Consider the following 22,796-nt stretch of genomic DNA (forward strand, 5'->3'; position numbering starts at 1 on the left):
CTAATCCATTGACTCCTATCGGAAGTCCTACAACTTCGATTATTCTAGCTGCTTGAGTTTGTGCTCAACCAGCGGGTCATCTGGCACTATTTGTTGGGCAACTTCTAATAACTGAATAGCATCATTTGGGTGTTCATCTTGATGTTTAAGTGCGACATCTATTAACGGCTGAATATCTATTTTGGCCTGATGTTCTTGCACATGTACTTCTTTTTCATCTGCTAAAATTTGATGTGCTGTACTTAATAGTGCCAAGCGGTGAGGCGAACTCGCATTTGCCTTATTTAGGCTTTGATAATATTCTTCTTTTAAGCGCAAGGTTTTGGTTTGCAAACGAAACTGCGCTATATCAATTTGCTGGTGGCGTATAAAATCAACAGCCACTTGTTTGTAAAAGCCAAACTTAGTGAGGTAACTTGCGTGGGTACCGTGGCCCATGCCAAACACTCTTAAATGAGTCAGTTGCGGGTACCGCTTAGCATGTAGGCGGTCTATTTTATTGGTGGGGTCATAAATTATATACCCCTTAGCATGGCCTAAATCGAGGTCGTTATACTCACTTTGCCAATCAAATTGCTGCGCAAGCTCTGTGCTGGAGCGGGTGTCCCACGGAACTGTTTCGGTATTTTTGGTGCTAACAGGATGAAAAAATAAAACCTGATCTAATTTAAGTAATTTTGCAAACGCGCCAACAGCAAAACCACCGCGACTAAGGCCATAGCCTAAGCGGCACTTAAACGGTGTAAGTAAGCTTGATAACTGCTCCAAAAAGAAGATTAAATTACGGCTTCTAAACCAATTGCTTTTGCCTAAATGTTGGAACGAAATAACGTTAACATTTTGTTTTTGCGCTAAGTGATAGCCCCAAGGGGCAAAGTCATCGGTTAGGTCGTGTTCTTGGACGTTGGTCCCCGCGGGGGAAAAAGTAAAAAGCAGGGGCTTATTTAAATCAACAAAGTCGTATTTTACATACACATCGCCGAGTAGGTCGCCGCCACACATAGGCAGCTTAGTTTGTTGTTCATCACGGCAAAGCGTTAACCATTCATCTAACCAATACAGTAGTTTCATTAATCCCCCAATTATAACTCGCGGGGGATCGTATCAAACACGGCCAAATGAGGTCAAACATAGCCAAGCTTTAGCCCGTTAATGGTTAGCTACTAATACAGCTTGATATTTACTTACTGAGCTTAATTGCTCATGGCTATTATTTGCTCCCAGTCGTTTTGTGTGACTGGCATTACCGAAAGGCGGCCTGCTTTTTTAAGGGCTAACTCGGTAATAGCCTCGTTTGCTTTAATGTCTTTTAAGCTTACGCGTTTGTTTAAATGGCTTTTATAGGTTACATCAACTACAAACCAGCGTGGCTTGTCGGGCGTCGCTTTCGCATCGTAATAGTCACTATTTAAATCAAACTGGGTTGGGTCGGGGTAGGCTTCTTTAGTAACAGTGGCTATACCCACAACGCCTACTTGTTTGCAGCTAGAGTGGTAAATAAATACTAAGTCACCCAATTTTATATCGTCACGCATAAAGTTACGTGCCTGATAATTACGCACGCCTTCCCACAGAGTGGTTTGTTGCGGCGCTGTTTTTAAATCATCAATCGAAAAAGCATCGGGCTCAGTTTTAAATAGCCAATAATTCATAGCGTTACTCATTTAGTTAGATTTACATAGCTGCATTGTATAGTATCATTAGCTTATCTGGGGATTGAGAGAACAGCAAATGAGCCAAGTATTAGATGATTTATTATCGTTATTGTCACTTGAAGAAATTGAACAAGGTTTATATCGTGGGCAAAGCCAAGATTTAGGGTTTAGAGCGGTATTTGGTGGTCAAGTAATGGGGCAGGCATTGTCTGCTGCAAAAGAAACGCTACCAAAAGGACGTGTTGTTCATTCATTACACTCTTACTTTTTACGCCCCGGCGACGCCGCAAAACCGATTGTTTACGACGTAGAAACCATCCGCGATGGTAAAAGCTTTAGCACCCGCCGAGTAAGCGCTATTCAATACGGTAAACCTATTTTTTATATGACTGCGTCGTTTCAGGGTGAAGAAGAAGGCTTATCGCATCAAGCAACCATGCCTAATGTACCGCCACCAGAGGAGCTTCGCTCGTCGCTTGAGTTTTATCAAGAAAACGCCCACCACATACCCGAGGTGATCCGTAATAAGTTTATACGCGAAATGCCTATTGAAATGCGCCCGGTTACTTTTCATAACCCGTTTAAGCCAGAGGTTATTGAGCCCGTAAAGCACATTTGGATTAAAGCCAATGGCGATATGCCCGACGATCAACGCATTCATAATTACTTATTAGCGTATGCCTCTGACTTTGAGTTTTTACCTACAGCATTACAGCCTCATGGCGTATCGTTTATGCAGCCAAATATGCAAGTGGCAACGATTGACCATGCTATGTGGTTCCACCGCCCATTTAGAATGGACGATTGGATTTTATATACCATAGACAGCCCAAGTGCTAGTTCTGGGCGAGGCTTGGTAAGAGGCCAGTTTTTTGACCGCCAAGGTAATTTAGTCGCATCAACGATTCAAGAAGGGGTGATGCGCCAGCGTTAATTTGATTAGGTTTACTGGCAATAGACAGGCCGTTAAGCGCAAATTAGCAGTGCTTTCGCTAAAGGTTTTGCCAAGAGATAAGCGTCTCTATGTAGCGTTGCTGTTTAATAACTAAACGTACAAAAAAGCCTCAACATGTTAAATGTTGAGGCTTTTTTAATGGTGTTTAATTAGAGCTTAAATTACAGCAACTCGCTAATTACATTGATCTTGCACTATGTCGCTAACCGATTGCCATATACGCGCAGGTAATAAGGTTTTTAAGTACATGTATATTTCACACAGTTGTGTACTACCGTGAATACCATTTTCACCTTCAGTAATTAGCAGCTCACCGCGTAAATTATCAATAAAGCTTACCAGTACTTTTTTATCAAAAAACTCCGGGGTTTTAATGCCGTGTAAGGTGCCTAAACGGTTTGCCAGTACTTGGCTTTCACGCTCTAGTTCGGCTTTTTCAATTCCGTTACTGGTTTGAATAAAGCCCACAACAATAGCATAACGTTGCAACGTAAAGCTAAGCGACCTTCCTAGCATTTCAAGTTTGGCTAACGAATCATTCGTGTTAGTGACATGAATGGTATCGCCATCAAGCTCAATTAAGTTTTGATCGCTAAAGTTAGCCAAAATACGGCTTATGTAGTTTTCATCTAGCGGCTGTAAATACCATTCTTTTGCAAACAGAGGGTAAAAAGCCGAAACAAGCTTTTGGCATTGCTCTACCGTACTACTGTGTTGCTTAAATAAGTGCAAAGCAATAAGGCTTGGCACAGCAAATAAGTGCAAAATATTATTACGGTAATAGTTAAACAGGGTTTTTTCTTTATCGTTAATTGCAATAATTTCGCCAAATTCATCGCTAATAACATCAAACTTATTAAGCTTAATGGCGTGTGTTAATAGTTGCTCTGGTGTTTCATCGGGGGCAGTGACTTTATCGCTATAGCTTGCATCGCGTTGTAGGCGTAAGTAAAAATCTAGTTGCGCTAATAGCTTAGGCTTACTTAACGCGTGCTTGTCGTTAACTAGCAAAATCATAGCCAGTAAATTCACAGCGTTAAGTGCTGCTGCATTATTAATTTTTACCATTACTTGGTCGGCTAATGCGGCTACTTGAGGGCCTAGCCATTGCGGCTTTTGCACATCGGTAGGGTGTATTGCATCGCGCCAATCAGGTTGGTTGTCGTTTAAGTATTGGTTTATAGAAATAGGGTCGCCAAAGTTTAAGTAACCACGGCCGTAATTTTTAAGGTTTTTAATGGCTTTAAAAATACCAAAAATGGACTCGCCTTTTTTATCTTTACCGGCAAGCTCTTTTAAATAGGTATTGATTTCCATTACATGTTCATAGCCAATGTATACCGGCACAATAGAAACCGGGCGGTCTATGCCACGTAGCATTGCTTGCAATGTCATGGCGAGCATACCGGTTTTTGGCGGTAGTAATCGGCCTGTGCGGCTGCGTCCGCCTTCAGTGTAAAACTTAACTGAGTAACCTTTAATAAATAGCTGGCTTAAATACTCTTTAAATACGGCTGAGTAAAGTTTATTACCGGCAAACGAGCGGCGGATAAAAAACGCCCCTGAGCGGCGAAAAATACCACCGGCAGGGAAAAAGTTAAGATTAATGCCCGCGGCAATATGCGGCGGCACCAAACCTTGATGGTATATAGCATAGGTAAGTAACAAGTAATCCATGTGGCTGCGATGACACGGCATATAGATTATCTCGTGACCTTTATTTGTTAGCTCATGAATCTGCTCGGTGTATTTTATATCTATACCGTTATAAAGCTTAGTCCACAGCCAGGTTAAAATTCTGTCGCCTACACGTATCATTGCCTCAGAGTAATTAGCGGCAATTTCATCTAGTAGTTTTAACGCGTTTTGACGGGCTTCTGTTTGGCTTATTCCTTTTGACTTGGCTTCATCTTGAATCGCTTTTTTTATTGTAGGCGAAGCCAAAAGCGAGTTAAATAGTTGCTCGCGCGAGGGCATTTTAGGGCCCGTAGCGGCCAGTTTTTGACGTTTAAAGTGCACCCGAGCAACACGCAATAGTTTTTGTGGTAGCTCATTTACGTCGGCTTTTTCGTTCACGATAAGTGATAAATCGAGTGGCTGGCTAAAGCGAATAAAGTTATCGCGCCCAGAAAAAAGCACAACGAAAAATTTTCTAAACCAACTTGGTGTAAGAGAGTGGGTAATTAAGGTACGAATGCCTGGCTTTTCTTTTCCTGGGTCGCGCCCCCATAAAATAGTTACCGGCACCACTTGTACATTTTTTTGCCCGCTATTTAATAAATGTTCAACTATTTGCTTACCCTGCGATAAAGCGGCGGTTGGTTTCGCGGTATCGCCAAATAAAGGTGGCGGATTTTTAATACCAATAAAGCGTGCCAGCTCTTGGTTTCCTAACGTTTGATATTCGCATGGGTTAGGCAAACCATGCTTTTTACATACATTAGTAAGCGCGGCTAAATCGAAACGCGAATTTAAACGTACTATATAAAAAGTAGGGTGTTCAGGATTAAGGTCATATTGTTCTATTGGGCTTTGGGGAAGGACCTTACTTTTTACCAAAACACGGCTTACGCAGCTAGTAAGAAAATTCAAACAATAATTTAATAAACGCATCGACTCACCATATTGAGAGTATTAAAAGCAAAATTAGCGCATAGGATACCATAATATCTATAAAATCCTGTAATTTGCGTAATCGGTTAAATTATAAACATAAGACTAATTTGGCGCTGAGCAGTTCAATTATAGCTATAAATAACCAGTGGCGGTTATTTGGGCAGCCTTACACCCGTAATTAATTTGCAATTAGTTGTTGCATTTATCACCAATATCACTATAATACGCAGGCTTTCAAGATTCCTCTGGAACTTGAAGGGATAAATTAAGCTTGGATTTCAAGCTAATAAACAGGAGTTCCGATTTGGAACTCATCGTAGATATAAATCAACAACCGGCATCTTAATTATTAAGATTGTTTCGGTCGTTTTTTTATGCTCTTTAAATGCTCTTTATATTGAGGTTTAAGAATGTCAAATCAACGCATTCGTATTCGCCTAAAAGCTTTTGACCACCGTTTGATTGACCAATCAACGGCGGAAATCGTGGAAACTGCGAAACGCACAGGCGCACAAGTACGTGGTCCAATCCCACTACCTACACGCTTTGAACGTTTTACTGTACTAACTTCACCGCACGTAAACAAAGATGCGCGTGATCAGTACGAGATCCGCACCCATAAACGTCTGATCGACATCGTAGAACCAACTGACAAGACTGTTGACGCATTAATGCGTTTAGATCTTGCTGCTGGTGTTGATGTTCAAATCAGCCTGGGTTAATCGAAAGATTAGAGAGGTTATAGGAAAATGGCATTAGGTCTAGTCGGTCGTAAAGTGGGTATGACACGTATCTTCACTGAAGATGGTGTATCTATCCCTGTGACAGTTATCGAAGCGACTCCTAACCGCATTGCTCAGATCAAATCTGACGCAACAGACGGTTATAACGCGCTTCAAGTAACCGCAGGCACTAAAAAAGCAAGCCGTGTAAACAAAGCAGCAGCGGGTCATTTCGCTAAAGCTGGTGTTGAAGCGGGTCGCGGTCTGTGGGAATTCCGCCTAAATGGTGGTGAAGGCGATTTTGAAGTAGGCGCTGAGCTTACTGTTGAATTATTCAACGAAATCAACAAAGTTGACGTAACCGGTACTTCTAAAGGTAAAGGTTTCCAAGGTGGTGTTAAGCGCTGGAATTTCAGCATGCAAGACGCTACTCACGGTAACTCTCTATCTCACCGTGCTCCTGGTTCAATCGGTCAAAACCAATCACCTGGTAAGGTGTTTAAAGGTAAGAAAATGGCCGGTCATATGGGTGCTGAGCGTGTAACGACTCAAAACTTAGAACTAGTTCGCGTTGACGCTGAGCGTAACTTGCTTTTAGTTAAAGGTGCAGTACCTGGCGCTATCGGCGGTGACGTTATCGTTAAACCAGCTGTTAAAGCATAAGTCCTGGAGATTTAGTGATGGAATTAGCAATTAAAGACGCTTCTGGCGCTCTTGAAGTTTCTGAAGCTACTTTTGGACGTGAGTTTAACGAAGCATTAGTACACCAAGTAGTTGTTGCATACGCAGCAGGTGCTCGTCAAGGTACTCGTGCTCAGAAGACACGTTCTGAAGTAAGCGGTGGTGGTAAAAAACCATGGGCTCAAAAAGGTACTGGCCGTGCACGTGCTGGTACAATCCGTAGTCCAATTTGGCGTTCAGGTGGCGTTAGCTTCGCAGCTAAACCACAAGACCACAGCCAAAAAGTAAACCGTAAAATGTACCGCGGTGCGATCAAAAGCATCTTATCTGAATTAGTTCGTCAAGAGCGTTTAATCGTTGTTGAAAGCTTTGGTCTTGAAGCACCAAAAACTAAAGAACTAGTTTCTAAGCTTAAAGAACTTGAGCTTAAAGATGTTCTTATCGTGACTGAAGAAGTAGATGAAAATCTTTTCTTATCGGCACGTAACCTGTACAAGGTTGACACGCGTGATGTAGCTGGTATCGATCCTGTAAGCTTAATTGCTTTCGACAAGGTACTTATTACAGCTGCTGCTGTTAAGCAACTTGAGGAGGCGCTAGCATGATCCGTGAAGAACGTCTTTTAAAAGTGATCCTTGCTCCACATATCTCTGAAAAAAGCACAATTGCTGCTGAAGAAAACAATACTATTGTTTTTAAAGTAACAAATGATGCAACTAAAGCTGAAATTAAAGCAGCAGTTGAGAAGCTTTTTGAAGTAGAAGTAACGGGTGTTCGCACACTTAACGTTAAGGGTAAAACAAAACGTACTGGCATGCGTTTCGGTCGTCGTAGCGACTGGAAGAAAGCTTACGTTACTCTTAAAGAAGGTAGCGAGCTAGACTTTGTCGGCGGCGCCGAGTAATAAGGGGAGTTAGAATTATGGCACTTCAAAAGTGTAAACCAACTTCTGCGGGTCGTCGTCACCTAGTTAAAGTGGTTAACCCAGATTTACATAAGGGTAAACCTTACGCACCACTATTAGAGAAAAACTCTAAATCAGGTGGTCGTAATAACAATGGTCGTATTACGGTTCGTCATATCGGTGGTGGTCATAAGCATCATTACCGTTTAATCGATTTTAAACGTACTAAAGATGGCATTCCAGCCACTGTTGAGCGTTTGGAATATGATCCAAACCGTAGCGCAAACATCGCTCTTGTATTATATGCAGACGGTGAGCGTCGTTACATTATCGCACCTAAAGGCTTAAAAGCTGGCGATGCAATCCAGTCTGGTGTTGATGCACCAATCAAGCCTGGTAATGCATTACCTATGCGTAACATGCCTGTAGGTTCGACTGTTCACAACGTAGAATTAAAACCAGGTAAAGGTGCTCAAATCGCACGTTCTGCTGGTGCATACGTTCAAATCCTTGCGCGTGATGGTCAATACGTAACATTACGTCTTCGTTCTGGCGAAGTACGTAAAGTACAATCTGATTGTCGTGCAACGCTAGGTGAAGTAGGCAATGCTGAGCATATGCTTCGTTCACTTGGTAAAGCAGGTGCAAATCGCTGGCGTGGTATTCGTCCGACAGTTCGTGGTGTTGCCATGAACCCGGTAGATCACCCACACGGTGGTGGTGAAGGTCGTACATCTGGTGGTCGTCATCCTGTGTCTCCATGGGGTAAGCCTACTAAAGGTGCTAAGACGCGTAAGAACAAGCGTACGGATAAATTTATAGTACGTCGTCGTACTAAGTAATATTGAGGAATAGCCATGCCACGCTCTCTCAAGAAGGGTCCTTTTATAGACCTACACTTGCTGAAGAAGGTAGAGAAAGCTTTGGAAAGCGGTGAAAAGAAGCCAATTAAAACTTGGAGCCGTCGTTCAATGATCATACCTAACATGATCGGATTGACCATTGCTGTCCATAATGGTCGCCAGCATGTACCAGTTTTCGTTTCTGACGAAATGATCGGTCACAAACTAGGTGAATTTGCACCAACTCGCACTTACCGTGGCCATGCTGCGGATAAGAAAGCGAAGAAACGCTAAGAGGGGAATGATAAATGCAAGCATTAGCTAAACATAAATTCGCCTCTGGTTCGGCGCAAAAAGCTCGTCTAGTTGCAGATCAGATCCGCGGACTACCTGTCGATCGCGCTCTAGAAATCCTGGCGTACAGCCCGAAAAAAGCGGCTGTATTAGTTAAAAAAGTACTTGAGTCTGCTATTGCTAACGCAGAGCATAACGAAGGTGCTGACATTGATGAGCTTCGTGTAACTACGATTTTTGTGGACGATGGTCCTACAATGAAACGTATTATGCCACGTGCTAAAGGACGCGCAGACCGCATCCTTAAGCGTACAAGCCACATCACTGTTGTGGTTTCAGATAGCTAGGAGTATAAGTAATGGGACAAAAAGTTCATCCTACTGGTATTCGCCTAGGTATATCTAAACCTTGGGTTTCTACCTGGTACGCGAGTTCTAAAGATTTCTCTGATCAGCTTTTTGGCGATCACAAAGTACGTACTTTCCTTACAAAGGAATTAAAAGCGGCTTCTGTGTCTAAAATCGTTATTGAGCGTCCAGCAAAATCGATCCGCGTAACAATTCACACGGCTCGTCCGGGTGTTGTTATCGGTAAAAAAGGCGAAGACGTTGAAAAGCTACGTCAAGCGGTAACTAAGATCGCAGGTGTACCTGCTCAGATTAATATTTCTGAAGTACGTAAACCAGAGTTAGATGCACAACTAGTAGCAGACGGCATTGCCTCTCAGCTAGAGCGTCGTGTTATGTTCCGTCGCGCTATGAAGCGTTCGGTACAAAATGCAATGCGCATCGGTTCTAAAGGGATCAAAGTTGAAGTTAGCGGTCGTCTTGGCGGCGCAGAAATCGCACGTTCAGAATGGTATCGTGAAGGTCGTGTACCTCTACATACTCTTCGTGCTGATATCGACTACGCAACTTCTGAAGCCTTAACCACTTATGGTATCATTGGTGTTAAAGTTTGGATCTTCAAAGGCGAAGTTATTGGTGGTTTACCACTAGTACAAGAGCAAGAGAAGCCAGCTAAACGCGCACCAAAGAAAGCCAAGAAAAGTGCTAAGTAGAGGTAGCGAGTAATGTTACAGCCAAAACGTACAAAATTCCGTAAAATGCACAAAGGCCGCAACCGCGGTTTAGCGCAAAACGGTAACAAAGTAAGCTTCGGTACTTTCGGTTTGAAAGCTACTGGTCGTGGCCGCATGACTGCTCGTCAAATCGAAGCAGCTCGTCGTGCTATGACGCGTCACGTGAAACGTCAAGGTAAAATCTGGATCCGTGTCTTCCCTGACAAGCCGATCACAGAAAAGCCTCTTGAAGTTCGTATGGGTAAAGGTAAAGGTTCTGTTGAATATTGGGTTGCTGAAATTCAGCCTGGTAAAGTACTTTACGAAATGGAAGGTGTTTCTGAAGAGCTTGCTCGTGAAGCGTTTGACCTTGCAGCTCGTAAACTGCCATTCAAAACAACTTTCGTAACTCGGACGGTAATGTGATGAAAGCAAGCGAACTAAAAGACAAAAGCGTAGAAGAGCTAAATGCTGAACTTCTAGGACTTCTTCGTGAGCAGTTTAACCTGCGCATGCAAGCAAGCACTGGTCAGTTAGCTCAGACACACACGCTAAGAACAGTACGTCGCGATATCGCGCGTGTAAAAACAATTATTAACCAGAAGGCAGGTCAATAATGAGCGATAAAATTCGTACTCTTCAAGGCCGTGTAGTAAGCGACAAGATGGAAAAATCTTTCACTGTTGCTATCGCACGTTACGTGAAGCACCCAATCTATGGGAAATTCATCAAACGTACTACTAAGCTACACGTACATGACGAAAACAACACAGCAAAAGCGGGTGACGTAGTTACTATCCGTGAATGCGCACCAATTTCTAAGAATAAATCTTGGACTTTAGTAGACGTTGTTTCTAGTCCAAAACAAGCTTAATTTTTAAATTAAGTAAGTTTTGTAAAAAAAGCCCTGGCATTAGCCGGGGCTTTTTGTTTGCGTTTAAAAAAAGCTGTAAGTTTGAAGCTTTCAGTCGTTAGCTGCTCGCAGTGAAGTGAAGCGCCGCAGCTTGGTTTGAGACTAGAACACTTGAGAAAAAAGCACACCACGAATACGTAATAGCCCTAATACTAATCGAAAATAATACCAATCGTGTTAAGTGATGAGGCATTTATAGCGACAGATAAAAATTTCTGATGTACGACTGTATAGATGTTTGAGGTAGAGTAATACCGAAGTAATTTACAAGAACAACTAAATAACAGCTCTATAATTTACCAAACCTATGCCTTTGCGAGAGTAAAGCTGCAACAATAGATATTAATATGCACACGGCAGAGCCTACCACTAGGAAGCGGTTCTCGATTCGACTGACTTGCCTTTCTCCTACAATTTGATAGGTCACATCCCCCTCAATAAAGCGTTCGCCTTGGTATTGCTGAGTGACGTTAAAGGCTAAAAAGTCACCTAGCTTTGCTTGATAGGTAAAGTAGGTTTGTGGATAAAAAATTTCATATGTTGCACACAACCACGCTATCAGCCCACATATAAATAAAGTCAGGCTCATAATTAAAGTGATGTTTGAGGGCTTATCTATCGCTGAACTTATAGGTAGGCATTTATCAATACAGCCTTCGCCATAGCAAAGTTTAAGCTTTTCAATTACCTCAGTTGAGGGGATAAACTGTCCATTTTCAAGCTTTGAAAGGTACGACTGTTGAATTCCAATTTCACGCGCTGCATAAGCCTGAGTCCACTTTTTATTTGCTCTAAGGCGTTTTAACTCCATTCCTAACGCTTGCATACCCTCTGCTCTTATTTGATTAGTTAAGCGTTTTATTATCGCTAAAATTAGTATTTATAAATAGTCTAAAAGCGTATATTCATGCTTATTAATATAAAGAATATTATGAATATTAATGGCTTATATTAAATTTAATAAAATATAAGGTATGCTCAATTCGATTTTAATAAGGAGATATAATATGTCGAATAAATTTACTAGCGCTATTTTAGTGCTTATCAGTTTACTGTTTTTTATAAACCCCAGTTACGCAGAGCCTGTTTTTGCAATTAAGGCCAGTATTTATAAATTACAGAATGAGATTACCGTAGATAGTAAAATAGAGCAGGCTTTAAAAAATCTAAGCCCTACGCATCAACCTCAGCTACTCACGCTATTAAATAAAAGCGCAATGATAGAAATTGGTGATGATACGCAAATGACGGCGCTTGAAGTAAAGCCTAACGCAGAGGGGTCGCACTTTAACGCCAGCTTGAAGTTAAAAGAGCAAGTTGATGGCAAGTGGGAATCTATTTCTTCCTTTATGCCGCAAATCCCAAATGGCCAAACAGTGTATTTAAGCCGCACCTTTACAGATAAAGTATGGCTGATAAAAATTACAGGCAAACGCTACGAATCAATAGATCGTGCAGAGCAGGCCTTAAACCCAAAGTAATGCCTGTTAATTTACCGCACAGTGAGTGGCTGCAAAAAAAGTTTAATATAAGTTTTCTGGTAAAGAGTGGCGAGCACGTTAGTATGCGCTAATAAAGGTACAAGGAGCGTAGTATGGCTAAGCAAACAGTGTTAATTATAGGTAATGGCCCCGTCGAAAAGGATATAAGTAAAGCCCTAAACAGCTTTGATAGAGTGGTGCGCTTTAATATGTGTGCAAACATGCCTGCATACTTAGGCCGTAAATGTACTGATTTATGGCTAGTAGGAAGAGGTAAGCAAGGCGCAATGCTTTGCGCAGCGTTTCCAGATATAGATATAACGCAGCTGAAAAATGTCATGATCACTGACCCAAAACCTAACTTATTTACTCAACCTTTTTATAAGCTAATTAACCGCAGGGGCTGTATTGACCATGGCGGTGAAATAATACGTAAATATAGCCCGCATGCAAACGTGAGTCGAATCGCCCAGCACGATAAAACAGTATTATTAAAACACTTATATACGTTTGGCAAACCTGCTTTTAAAGCTAAAACACCCAGTTCGGGAATGTTAGCCATTGAGCACTTTTTAAAGCAGCAAGCACAGGTGTATATTATCGGTTTTGGTTTTAAGGGCTGGAAGCGTCATCCGTGGGATTTAGAAAAGCAGTATGTAGCGTCACTTATTGCCAAACAAAAAGTACAGTTATTAAAAAGCCCCAGTTAATGCTGGGGCTAAAAAGTTATAACCAAGCTATTACCAAATCATCTCAACAAATTCAGGGTGATCGATATACGGGTTACGATTACCTTGAAACTCATAAGCTGCTTGGTTACGGTCAAGTTCCATTTGGCTAACAGGGTCGGCGTTATGCCAGTTAAGTAGCATAGCTACCACCCAGTTTTCGAATACTTGATTGCTTGTGCCATTAAGGACTGCATTACTGGCAGTTGTGTTATTTTGCCACGAGCCTATTACATTCTCGTAGCGGGTTGCCATGTAAAAATAAGCGCGGGCAAAGTCACCTTTAAACTCATCAATTGGCTCAAACACCGTACCTGAGTAATTAATAGAGCTTGCTGCTGAACCGACTTTACTACCGTTTGTTGATGTAAATGATGCGCTAGCCACTTCACCAAATGGGTAGTTACTACGTTTTGAGTTTACATAACCGTCGGTTGCATAAATGTGGTGCACGTCTGAATTCATTGGCTCATTTGTGCCGCCAAACCAGCTTTTAGGGAACGAATGCTCGCGGTTATAGCAATCTGCTTCACTGTTATAAGTACCGCACTGATCGCTCACCGCGGTGTAAGTATAGCTGTCGCTACCATTTGGCTTTTCGCTATACATATCTAAAATACTGTTATCGTTTTCAAAGTATTTATCGCGTGCTGAAGAATCGTAAAAGTTCCAAATAGCCGAGTAACCTTGCGAGCTGTGATTTTTGATAATGTTATAAAGCTCAGTTTTTAATGCATAGCCAGATAAACCCTGAGTTGTTACGTAATAACCTGTTGGTGTTGGGTTTGTGCCGCCGCCAGTATCACCCCCAGAGCTATCGCCTAATTCAAAAGTTGTACTATCTGTGTTATTAAAACTTGCGCCACTGGCAAGTGTGGTGCTGCCCTGAGTGAGCGCATAATTACCATTACCTACGTTACAGCACATACCGTCGCCATAGCTGTCACTTATAACTAGGGTGTATGCGCCATCAGTTAAACAGAGTTGCTCATTATATTGTGTGTTAGAGGCATAACCACTACCACTGGCTACGCTGCTACCTTGGCTGTTGTTAACCACCCAGCTGGTTTCGCTGCCGTAGTTATCGGTATTAAGTGTTAAAGTAAGGCTATGGCCGTTACAGCTGCCTGAAGCGCCGCCGTCTGTATTAGGCAAAAAATTATCTACATAAACGGTTTCATTGCCATCAAAGCCGCTCATATCGTAAAAACGTAAACCAACATTAATGGTTTTATTACTGCTAGGCGTATAACTGTGGCTAATTGTTTGCCACTGGTTAGTTTGCGCTTGGTTAGAGTACCCTTGGTAGCCATCTACATACAGGCGGGCCCTTATGCCTCCTTCAGTGTGATATACATCCACTGAGAAATCATATGTTTTGCCAGCCTCCACACTGACTTGTTGTAATAAGTCGGTATTGCTTTGCGAGCCGGTGGTCACATTAATAGCCGCCGCGCTGCTTGCGTTATTTACGATATTGGTTGAGCGCGATACATTAATACCGCTATCAATTGTGGTCCACGCGTCAGGCGTATTGCCTGTCCACTGCTCAAATCCGCCATTTGCGACATTGGCCATTGCTGGAGTGGCGGCAATCAGTAATGCCGTGCTAAGTAACTTATTTTGGTATGTCCCGTGTGACATGATTGTTCCTATTTTTTATAGTTGAGTAAATAACATACACTATCTGCACAAGGTTACAAATTTGTTAAATACAAAATTAATAAAATAGCAATAATCAGCCTTTAAGCTGTTTTTGAAGGTCTTTATATAAATTAATAACTAAATGGAATAACAAAGCAGATTCTATTCTTTTTTTCTCACCGCATAGCCCGCTATCCTGCACACTAATAAAACCTCAGCAGAGTTACTCTGGGTGAGGTAAAACTCATTTTGAACAGCGCATTATGTGGGCTGTATGTAATTTTCAGGGTTATGGGGAACAAATTCATGTTGTTAGGTCAACTTAACGCAGCGGCAAGCCCGCTATCGCAAGAGCAAGTACAAAAGCTGCAAGGCTTAGTAGCAGAACTTAATCCAATTCAGCAAGCGTGGGTAAGTGGTTACTTAGCTGCAAATGCTAATTCTGCAGCTCTTGGTGGGCAGGCGCCTACAGCGGCTGCAAGCGATGCTGCGCCACTTACTATTTTGTATGGTTCGCAAACAGGTAATGCAAAAGGTGTGGCGACTAAGCTTAAAGAGCAAGCAGAGTCGCGCGGTTTAGCTGTAAAACTTGTGAGCATGTCTGACTACAAACCTACAGCCCTGAAAAAAGAAAAGTTTTTAACCGTTGTTGTATCTACTTACGGAGAGGGTGAACCACCTGAAGATGCTGAAACACTGTATGAATTTTTAACTACCAAAAAAGCTCCTAAGTTAGATGGCGTTAAAGTCGCGGTACTGGGTTTAGGTGACTCTAGCTATGAGTTTTTCTGCCAAACAGCAAAAGACTTTGAAGAGCGTTTAAACAAACTTGGCGCAGAAACTATTTTCCAACGTGCCGACCTAGATGTTGATTACGATGATGAAGCAGCCACTTGGATCACCGGTGCACTTGATGCATTCGAACCTGATTTAAAAGCGCAGCAAGATGCTGCGGGCGGCCAAGTTGTATCAATGCCATTTGGCGCGCCAACAGCGGCAGCAAGTCAATACACTAAGCAAAACCCATTTGCGGCAGAGCTTGTTACCGTACAAAAAATTACAGGGCGCGATTCGACTAAAGATGTACGCCATGTTGAGATTTCGCTTGAAGGCTCAGACATCACCTACTTACCTGGTGATTCATTAGGCGTGTACTTTTTAAATGATGAAGCCCGCGTAGATGAGCTACTAATACACACGCAAATCGATTCAAGCACACTTGTAAAAGTGGGCGAAGAGTCATTGCCTATTCGCGATGCATTAATCGAAAAATTAGAGCTTACTCAGTCGTACCCAGGCTTTGTAGAAAAATACGCAGTTGCAACGGGCACGCCAGAGCTACTAAAGCTTGTAGAAGATAAAGCCGCTATGCGTGAGTACATCGAGCCTCGTCAAATTTTTGATGTAGTGGCACAAAATCCTGCAAAAATAGATGCACAAACCTTAGTAGATTGCCTACGTAAACTACAAGCGCGCTTATACTCAATCGCTTCAAGCCAAAGCGAGGTTGAAGAGGAAGTGCACTTAACGGTAGGTTTAGTTGAGTTTGACGCCTTTGGCAGCGAACATTTAGGTGGCTGCTCTGGTTATTTAGCACGCCGTGCTGAAGAAGGGTGTAAAGTTAAAGTATTTAGTGAGCACAACGACAACTTCCGTTTACCTAGCGATGATAATACCCCCATTATTATGGTTGGCCCAGGTACCGGTATTGCGCCATTCCGTGCATTTTTACAAGAGCGTGACTCGCGAGAAGCACAAGGCAAAAATTGGCTGTTTTTCGGTAACCCACACTTTACTCAAGACTTCTTGTATCAAGTAGAAATTCAGGGTTATTTAAAATCAGGCCTATTAAGCAAAGTTGACGTTGCATTTAGCCGTGACCAAGCCGAAAAAGTATACGTACAAGACAAACTACGCAAAAACTCAAAAGAAATTTTTGAGTGGCTAGAAGCAGGTGCGCATTTTTATGTGTGTGGTGATGCAAACCGCATGGCAAAAGATGTACACAACGCCTTAGTTGATATCATCAGCGAAAACACCGGTAAAAGCTACGAAGACGCAGAGCAATATTTAAAAGACTTACGTAGCGCTAACCGCTATCAGAAAGACGTGTATTAATCACGTTTCTTATTTTATTAACAGCTAGCAGCCGTCACTGTAACAAATTTAGGATTTAAAATGAGCGAACAAGATAAAAACGTAAAACTTTCTGATAACGAACGTTTGAAAAGAGAAAGTAACTTTTTACGTGGCACCATAGAGCAAGATTTAAAAGATGAAATTACCGGTGGTTTTACAGCCGATAACTTCCAACTTATACGTTTTCACGGTATGTACCAGCAAGATGACCGCGATATACGCCCTGAGCGTGCAAAGCAAAAGCTAGAGCCGCTGCACAATGTAATGCTACGTGCACGTATGCCTGGCGGTATTATCAAGCCCGAGCAATGGCTAGCAATTGATAAATTTGCCGATGAAAAAACAAGCTACGGCAGTATTCGTTTAACAACACGTCAAACGTTTCAATTTCATGGTGTATTAAAGCCAAATATTAAAGGCATGCACCAAATGCTTAATAGCGTTGGCATTGACTCTATTGCCACCGCAGGCGATGTAAACCGTAACGTACTATGTACGACTAACCCTGTTGAGTCAGAGTTACATCAAGAAGCGTATGAGTGGGCTGCAAAAATTTCTGAGCATTTACTTCCAAAAACGAAAGCATACGCTGAAATTTGGTTAAATGGCGAAAAAGCAGAAACCACAGAAGAGCCAATTTTAGGTTCTAACTACTTACCGCGTAAGTTTAAAACCACGGTTACTATTCCGCCTAACAACGAAGTTGATGTGCATGCGAATGACTTAAACTTTGTTGCTATTGCTGAAGATGGCAAGCTTGTTGGCTTTAACGTACTTGTAGGTGGTGGCCTAGCTATGACCCACGGTGATACGGCTACGTATCCGCGCAAAGCTGACGACTTTGGTTTTATTGCTCTAGAAGACACCTTAAAAATTGCTGAGCACGTTGTATCAGTGCAGCGCGATTGGGGTAACCGTTCTAACCGTAAAAATGCAAAAACTAAATACACACTAGACCGTGTTGGGTCTGACGTATTTAAAGCGGAAGTAGAAAAACGTGCCGGTGTAAGCTTTGCACCAAGCCGCCCTTATGAGTTTACTCACCGTGGCGATCGTATCGGTTGGGTAGAAGGCATTGATGGCAAGCACCACCTTACGCTATTTATACAAAGCGGCCGTATTTTAGACTACCCAGGTAAGCCATTAAAAACAGGCTGTCGTAAAATTGCAGAAGTGCACCAAGGCGATATGCGCATGACGGCTAACCAAAACTTAATTATTGCTGGTGTGCCTGCCGATCAAAAAGCAGTCATTGAAGAAATTGCCCGTAACCACGGCCTAATTGATGACAAAGACACTGAGCAACGTAAAAACTCAATGGCGTGTGTAGCATTGCCAACGTGTCCGCTTGCTATGGCCGAAGCTGAGCGTTACTTACCAAGCTTAATTGAAAAAACCGAAGCACTACTTGCTAAGCATGGCATACCTGATGACAGCATTATTATGCGTGTTGTAGGTTGTCCTAACGGTTGTGGCCGCGCAATGCTTGCAGAAGCTGGTTTAGTAGGTAAAGGCCCTGGTAAATACAACGTTTACCTAGGCGGTAATTTAGAAGGTACACGCATTCCTAAACTGTACCTAGAAAACGTAGGTGAAGATGTTTACCTAGACGCGTTTGATAAGCTAATTGGCCAGTGGGCAAGTGAGCGAAACGACGGTGAATGTTTTGGTGACTTTGTAATTCGCAAAGGCATTGTTGCTGAAGTAAAAGTATCAGTAACCGATTTTCACGCTTAATTAAATACCCACGCGGAGCGTGGGTGAGGTTTAAAATTGACCATGAGTGAATTTAAAAACATATTACAGCTTGATAAGCAAAGCCAAGCGGCATTGCTTGCAGATGCAAACGGCATACTTGCACCAATGAGTGCGGAGCAGCGTGTTGCATGGGCACTAGAGAACTTACCCGATACAGCTTTTTTATCATCAAGCTTTGGTATTCAAGCGGCGGTCATGCTGCATTTAGTAACATCTCAGCGCCCTGATATTCCTGTGGTATTAACCGATACGGGTTATTTATTTCCAGAAACGTATCAGTTTATTGAGCAAATGACAGCGCGCCTATCACTTAATTTACAGGTGTATAAAGCTGAGCTAAGCCCTGCATGGCAAGAAGCTAAATACGGTAAATTATGGGAACAAGGCGAGGACGGTATTAAGCAATATAATCAGCTTAATAAAGTAGAGCCCATGACCCGCGCATTAAAAGAAATAGGTGCCGGTACCTGGTTTAGTGGCCTGCGCCGTGACCAATCATCGACCCGTGCAGATAAACAGTTTGTTGAGATAAGCCGAGGTACGGTAAAAGTGTACCCGATTATTGAGTGGTCAAACCGCGATGTATATCAATACCTTACCAAGCATGACTTACCTTACCACCCATTATGGGAGCAAGGTTATGTGTCGATGGGTGATGTGCATACTACGCGTAAACTTGAGCCAGGTATGAGCGAAGAAGAAACGCGCTTTTTTGGTTTAAACCGCGAATGCGGGCTGCATATTGACGGCGATGGTATTTAAAAAAAGCGAATGCTAAACAACTATTTAAACGCAACTTAGGTTGCGTTTTTTATTGCAAAAAAATTGCCTGATTAAGTATTTTTTATTAGACTTGCCTTTCAAGGATTCATTTTTAAGCAGGAACGCTATGAAATACTTCACCTACTTGGCAATATCAGTCATGATCATTGCTGTTATCTCTTTGTTTTACCTAAAAAAGCCAGATGGCCAAACATGGCTTTCTAGTTCATCTATTAGTGCTGAATCTCACAAAATTAAAGAAAAAATGGTCGCGTTATCTACCAATACGCTTAATCAGGCAGTGCAAGGCGCAAAACAAGCGGGCGATAAAATTGGGCAGAGTGTAAACAATGATGCGGCGACAATTAAACCCGGTAGCAAAATTTATAAGTGGCAAGATAAAAACGGCCAATGGCATTTTTCAGATACGCCTAATGCAGATGGCAAAAGTATTGAGGTAAAACTTGATGCCCGCGATGTCACTGTTGTAGCCGCAGAAGACACCTCAATTTTGAGTAGCAGTGCAAGTACCTCAAAAAAGAGTATTCAACCACCTACACCTACCGTTTACAACGCTGAATCTATTCAAAAACTGTTTGAAGATGCCGAAAAGGCAAAGCAAAAATTAGAGCAGCGCAGTAAAGAGATGCAAAGTATAGGTGGGTACTAAATTTTATTGTGCGCTTAGCATTAAAACTTACTCAATATGAGGGGTTTTAATCGTGCGGGGTTTGTAATTTGTGAGCTGAGTTACAGCGCCTTAGTTACGCTAAGGGCTTACAGCCCGTTAAAAGCAATACCAAGTTGCAATACTCGTTAATTATTTAGCGCATAAAAAAGCCTAGCGACTGCTAGGCTTTTTAGTTTTAAGTATATGATTAGTCAAGCATGTTACGTAAAACGTATTGTAGAATACCGCCGTGCTTGTAGTAATCCCACTCTTTAGGGGTATCTATACGTACATCGGCGCTAAAGCTGACTTTTTTGCCCTCAGCATTAGTGGCAATAATGCTCACTTCATTCGTTTTGTCGTACAAACCTTCAATATCAAACTGCTCTTGGCCAGTTAAATTTAATGATTCGTGGCTCTCACCTTCTTTAAACTGTAAAGGCAGCACACCCATACCAATAAGGTTAGAGCGGTGAATACGCTCATAACTTTGTGCAACCACCGCTTTTACACCTAATAAAAGTGAGCCTTTTGCTGCCCAATCGCGTGATGAACCGGTACCGTATTCTTTACCAGCTAACACAATTAATGGTGTGTTACTCTTTTCATATTCCATTGCGGCATCGTAAATGCTGGCAAGCTTGTCATCAGGTTGGGTCCGAGTAACGCCACCTTCTGTACCTGGTGCGAGTAAGTTTTTAAGCCTAACGTTAGCAAATGTGCCTCGCATCATCACTTCGTGGTTACCACGGCGTGAACCATACGAGTTAAACTGCGCTTTTTCTACGCCTTTTTCCTGTAAGTAAATACCGGCTGGCGCTTCAGCTTTAATGGCTCCCGCAGGAGAAATATGGTCAGTGGTTACTGAGTCGCCAAGTTTAGCTAAACAACGCGCCCCTTCAATTGTTGGCACGCCTGGTGGTTCAACGCTCATGCCCTCAAAGAATGGTGCTTTTTTAATGTAAGTTGACCCATCATCCCAATCGTAGAGCTTACCATCAGGAATTTGGATTTTTTGCCAACGGCTGTCGCCTTCGTATACGTTGGCATAGCTTTTTTCGAACATTTCTCTGGTTACCGTTTTTTGTACTAGTTCGCTGACTTCGCTCACGCTTGGCCAAATATTTTTCAGGTAAATATCGTTACCGTTTTCATCTTGCGCTAATGGCTCGTTGTATACATCTATGTCTGTACGCCCTGCAATGGCATACGCTACCACAAGTGGAGGCGAGGCTAAAAAGTTCATTTTAACGTCTTGGTGTATACGCCCTTCAAAATTACGGTTACCCGATAAAATAGAGCTTACAACTAGCTTGTGCTTTTGAATAGCTTCGCTAATTTCATCTGCAAGCGGGCCTGAATTACCTATACACGTGGTACAACCATAACCGACCAAGTTAAAGCCTAAGCTTTCTAGGTCATCCATTAGGCCTGCTTTTTCAAGGTAGTCGGTTACCACTTGCGAACCGGGTGCAAGCGATGTTTTAACCCACGGTTTTACATTAATACCCAGCTGTTTGGCTTTTTGAGCCACTAAGCCTGCGGCTAAAATAACACTGGGGTTAGAGGTATTTGTACAGCTTGTAATAGCGGCAATAACACAGGCGCCATCGTTTAGTTCAAATTCTTGGCCTTTAAACTTCACTTTGGCTGCACCCATAAACTGCGCTTCGTCTACCGGTTCATCAGGGTTGGTTGTTGGGCCTTCACTTTCAATGCGCGCTTCTTCAATATCGCTTTTATCACGACGAGCCATACGCTCATCTTGGAAACCTTTTAGGTGCTGGCCTATCACATCACCGGCTTTATCAAGTGTAATTCTGTCTTGTGGGCGTTTAGGGCCAGCAAGGCTAGGTACTACATCGTCTAATTTAAGCTCAAGGGTGTCTGTGTAATGCGCTTCGTCGCCTTCATGGCGCCATAAGCCCTGGTGTTTAGCGTAGTCTTCAATCAGTTTGAGGTGATCTTCATCGCGGTTCGTTAAACGCAGGTAGTTAATTGTTTCATCATCAATGGGGAAAATACCACATGTTGCACCGTACTCTGGCGCCATGTTGGCAATGGTTGCTCTATCGGCTAGCGGTAAATCAGCTAGGCCGTCACCATAAAACTCAACAAATTTACCCACTACGCCGTGATTACGTAGCATTTCGGTAACGGTGAGCACTAAATCGGTAGCTGTGGTGCCCTCGGGTAAGCGGCCATTTAATTTAAAGCCCACTACTTGAGGAATAAGCAAGCTAATTGGTTGCCCAAGCATGGCTGCTTCGGCTTCAATACCACCTACGCCCCAGCCTAACACACCTAAACCATTAATCATGGTAGTGTGCGAATCAGTCCCTACAAGGGTGTCTGGGTAGGCTATTGATTTTCCGTTTTCACTGTCGTTAAAAACAACACGCGCTAAAAACTCTAAGTTTACTTGGTGCACAATACCTGTAGCTGGTGGCACTACTTTTAAATTATCAAAAGCAGTTTGCCCCCAGCGTAAAAATTCGTAGCGTTCTTTATTTCGTTCGTATTCTAGCTTGGCGTTTAAATCAAACGCACCGTCGTCACCGTAGCCATCTACTTGCACTGAGTGGTCAATTACAAGTTCAGCAGGAGAAAGCGGGTTTATTTTTGCAGGGTCGCCACCTAGCTTTTCCATTGCATCACGCATGGCAGCTAAATCAACAATGGCGGGAACACCTGTAAAGTCTTGCATTACAACACGTGCCGGCGTAAAGGCCACCTCAGCTGAGGGCTTTGCTTTAGGGTCCCAATCAAGAAGGGCTTGAATGTCTTGTTCTTTAATATTTACGCCATCTTCATTGCGTAATAGGTTTTCTAGTAATACTTTGAGAGAAAAGGGCAATCGCTTTGCTTTATCGCCTAATCCTTTAAGTGAGTGAATATGGTATTGCTCGCCATTAATCGTTAATTGTTGTTGGGTGTCGAAACTATTCATTTTTTGCCCCTTTGATAGTTAG

The 22,796-nt window shown here is 42.5% G+C and carries 24 protein-coding genes; 18 read left to right on the forward strand and 6 right to left on the reverse strand.

The features are described 5' to 3' along the window. Positions 1-39: 39 nt before the first annotated feature. Positions 40-1,071 carry a hypothetical protein gene (locus EJ103_RS00815; protein WP_004588681.1) on the reverse strand — a complete coding sequence of 344 codons (1,032 nt, stop codon included), beginning with the start codon at positions 1,069-1,071 and terminating at the stop codon, positions 40-42. Between the two features lie 122 nt (positions 1,072-1,193). After that, on the reverse strand, positions 1,194-1,652 hold the full coding sequence (locus tag EJ103_RS00820; protein WP_064386703.1) for an EVE domain-containing protein: 459 nt from the start codon (positions 1,650-1,652) through the stop codon (positions 1,194-1,196). A 79-nt stretch (positions 1,653-1,731) separates the two neighbouring features. Here EJ103_RS00820 and tesB point away from each other — a divergent pair, with 79 nt between their 5' ends. Then, positions 1,732-2,589, forward strand: a complete 858-nt coding sequence (gene tesB / locus EJ103_RS00825; RefSeq protein ID WP_004588683.1) for an acyl-CoA thioesterase II — start codon at positions 1,732-1,734, stop codon at positions 2,587-2,589. 195 nt (positions 2,590-2,784) lie between these two features. Here tesB and plsB read toward each other — a convergent pair whose 3' ends face one another. Further along, the gene (plsB, locus tag EJ103_RS00830) at positions 2,785-5,223 is read right to left on the reverse strand and encodes a glycerol-3-phosphate 1-O-acyltransferase PlsB (RefSeq protein WP_029773518.1); all 2,439 of its coding nucleotides are present in this window, start codon (positions 5,221-5,223) and stop codon (positions 2,785-2,787) included. A 413-nt stretch (positions 5,224-5,636) separates the two neighbouring features. Here plsB and rpsJ point away from each other — a divergent pair, with 413 nt between their 5' ends. The 11 genes from rpsJ to rpsQ are packed head-to-tail and all read left to right on the forward strand — an operon-like array spanning position 5,637 to position 10,603. Further along, on the forward strand, positions 5,637-5,948 hold the full coding sequence (gene rpsJ, locus EJ103_RS00835; RefSeq protein WP_002957900.1) for a 30S ribosomal protein S10: 312 nt from the start codon (positions 5,637-5,639) through the stop codon (positions 5,946-5,948). A gap of 27 nt (positions 5,949-5,975) precedes the next feature. Further along, complete coding sequence (rplC, locus tag EJ103_RS00840; protein WP_004588685.1) at positions 5,976-6,611, forward strand: 50S ribosomal protein L3; 636 nt, start codon at positions 5,976-5,978, stop codon at positions 6,609-6,611. A 17-nt stretch (positions 6,612-6,628) separates the two neighbouring features. Next, positions 6,629-7,234: a 50S ribosomal protein L4 gene (rplD, locus tag EJ103_RS00845; RefSeq protein WP_004588686.1), complete on the forward strand. Its 606-nt coding sequence runs from the start codon at positions 6,629-6,631 to the stop codon at positions 7,232-7,234. Further along, on the forward strand, positions 7,231-7,533 hold the full coding sequence (gene rplW / locus EJ103_RS00850; protein WP_004588687.1) for a 50S ribosomal protein L23: 303 nt from the start codon (positions 7,231-7,233) through the stop codon (positions 7,531-7,533). The genes rplD and rplW overlap by 4 nt, the downstream gene beginning before the upstream one ends. A 17-nt stretch (positions 7,534-7,550) precedes the next feature. Next, positions 7,551-8,375 (forward strand): 50S ribosomal protein L2, encoded by an 825-nt coding sequence (gene rplB, locus EJ103_RS00855; protein ID WP_004588688.1) that lies wholly within the window; start codon positions 7,551-7,553, stop codon positions 8,373-8,375. 15 nt (positions 8,376-8,390) lie between these two features. Beyond that, the gene (gene rpsS / locus EJ103_RS00860) at positions 8,391-8,669 is read left to right on the forward strand and encodes a 30S ribosomal protein S19 (protein ID WP_004588689.1); all 279 of its coding nucleotides are present in this window, start codon (positions 8,391-8,393) and stop codon (positions 8,667-8,669) included. Between the two features lie 14 nt (positions 8,670-8,683). Then, entirely contained in the window at positions 8,684-9,016 is a 333-nt protein-coding gene (gene rplV, locus EJ103_RS00865) for a 50S ribosomal protein L22 (protein WP_004588690.1), read from the forward strand. 11 nt (positions 9,017-9,027) lie between these two features. Beyond that, positions 9,028-9,729 (forward strand): 30S ribosomal protein S3, encoded by a 702-nt coding sequence (gene rpsC / locus EJ103_RS00870; RefSeq protein WP_004588691.1) that lies wholly within the window; start codon positions 9,028-9,030, stop codon positions 9,727-9,729. Between the two features lie 12 nt (positions 9,730-9,741). Beyond that, positions 9,742-10,155, forward strand: a complete 414-nt coding sequence (gene rplP / locus EJ103_RS00875; RefSeq protein WP_002957890.1) for a 50S ribosomal protein L16 — start codon at positions 9,742-9,744, stop codon at positions 10,153-10,155. Continuing rightward, entirely contained in the window at positions 10,155-10,346 is a 192-nt protein-coding gene (gene rpmC / locus EJ103_RS00880; RefSeq protein ID WP_004588692.1) for a 50S ribosomal protein L29, read from the forward strand. Before rplP ends, rpmC begins: the two co-directional genes overlap by 1 nt. Beyond that, a complete protein-coding gene (gene rpsQ, locus EJ103_RS00885) occupies positions 10,346-10,603 on the forward strand; it encodes a 30S ribosomal protein S17 (RefSeq protein WP_004588693.1) in 258 nt (85 codons plus the stop codon). Before rpmC ends, rpsQ begins: the two co-directional genes overlap by 1 nt. Positions 10,604-10,931: 328 nt before the next feature. Here the strand turns inward: rpsQ and EJ103_RS00890 are convergent, their stop codons facing one another. Further along, positions 10,932-11,468, reverse strand: a complete 537-nt coding sequence (locus EJ103_RS00890) for a helix-turn-helix transcriptional regulator (RefSeq protein WP_096738922.1) — start codon at positions 11,466-11,468, stop codon at positions 10,932-10,934. A gap of 181 nt (positions 11,469-11,649) precedes the next feature. On the opposite strand from EJ103_RS00890, the gene EJ103_RS00895 reads away from it, so the two are divergent. Together EJ103_RS00895 and EJ103_RS00900 are read left to right on the forward strand one after the other, a co-directional pair. Continuing rightward, the gene (locus tag EJ103_RS00895; protein WP_126005512.1) at positions 11,650-12,123 is read left to right on the forward strand and encodes a hypothetical protein; all 474 of its coding nucleotides are present in this window, start codon (positions 11,650-11,652) and stop codon (positions 12,121-12,123) included. A gap of 113 nt (positions 12,124-12,236) precedes the next feature. Further along, on the forward strand, positions 12,237-12,833 hold the full coding sequence (locus tag EJ103_RS00900; RefSeq protein ID WP_126005514.1) for a hypothetical protein: 597 nt from the start codon (positions 12,237-12,239) through the stop codon (positions 12,831-12,833). A gap of 30 nt (positions 12,834-12,863) precedes the next feature. Here EJ103_RS00900 and EJ103_RS00905 read toward each other — a convergent pair whose 3' ends face one another. Further along, on the reverse strand, positions 12,864-14,495 hold the full coding sequence (locus EJ103_RS00905; RefSeq protein ID WP_126005516.1) for an endonuclease: 1,632 nt from the start codon (positions 14,493-14,495) through the stop codon (positions 12,864-12,866). A 306-nt stretch (positions 14,496-14,801) separates the two neighbouring features. Between EJ103_RS00905 and EJ103_RS00910 the strand changes: the two genes are divergently transcribed. From EJ103_RS00910 to EJ103_RS00925, 4 genes are all read left to right on the forward strand, one after another. Further along, on the forward strand, positions 14,802-16,613 hold the full coding sequence (locus EJ103_RS00910; protein ID WP_126005518.1) for an assimilatory sulfite reductase (NADPH) flavoprotein subunit: 1,812 nt from the start codon (positions 14,802-14,804) through the stop codon (positions 16,611-16,613). Between the two features lie 60 nt (positions 16,614-16,673). Further along, positions 16,674-18,371 carry an assimilatory sulfite reductase (NADPH) hemoprotein subunit gene (gene cysI, locus EJ103_RS00915; protein ID WP_024031990.1) on the forward strand — a complete coding sequence of 566 codons (1,698 nt, stop codon included), beginning with the start codon at positions 16,674-16,676 and terminating at the stop codon, positions 18,369-18,371. A gap of 42 nt (positions 18,372-18,413) precedes the next feature. Next, positions 18,414-19,154 carry a phosphoadenylyl-sulfate reductase gene (locus tag EJ103_RS00920; RefSeq protein WP_004589442.1) on the forward strand — a complete coding sequence of 247 codons (741 nt, stop codon included), beginning with the start codon at positions 18,414-18,416 and terminating at the stop codon, positions 19,152-19,154. Positions 19,155-19,281: 127 nt separating this feature from the next. Continuing rightward, complete coding sequence (locus EJ103_RS00925) at positions 19,282-19,824, forward strand: DUF4124 domain-containing protein (protein ID WP_126005520.1); 543 nt, start codon at positions 19,282-19,284, stop codon at positions 19,822-19,824. Between the two features lie 208 nt (positions 19,825-20,032). On the opposite strand, the gene acnA is transcribed toward EJ103_RS00925, so the two are convergent. Beyond that, entirely contained in the window at positions 20,033-22,774 is a 2,742-nt protein-coding gene (gene acnA, locus EJ103_RS00930; RefSeq protein ID WP_024031992.1) for an aconitate hydratase AcnA, read from the reverse strand. Positions 22,775-22,796 lie beyond the last annotated feature (22 nt).

The sequence above is a fragment of the Pseudoalteromonas sp. Xi13 genome (genome assembly GCF_003952205.1).
Lineage (GTDB): Bacteria > Pseudomonadota > Gammaproteobacteria > Enterobacterales > Alteromonadaceae > Pseudoalteromonas > Pseudoalteromonas atlantica.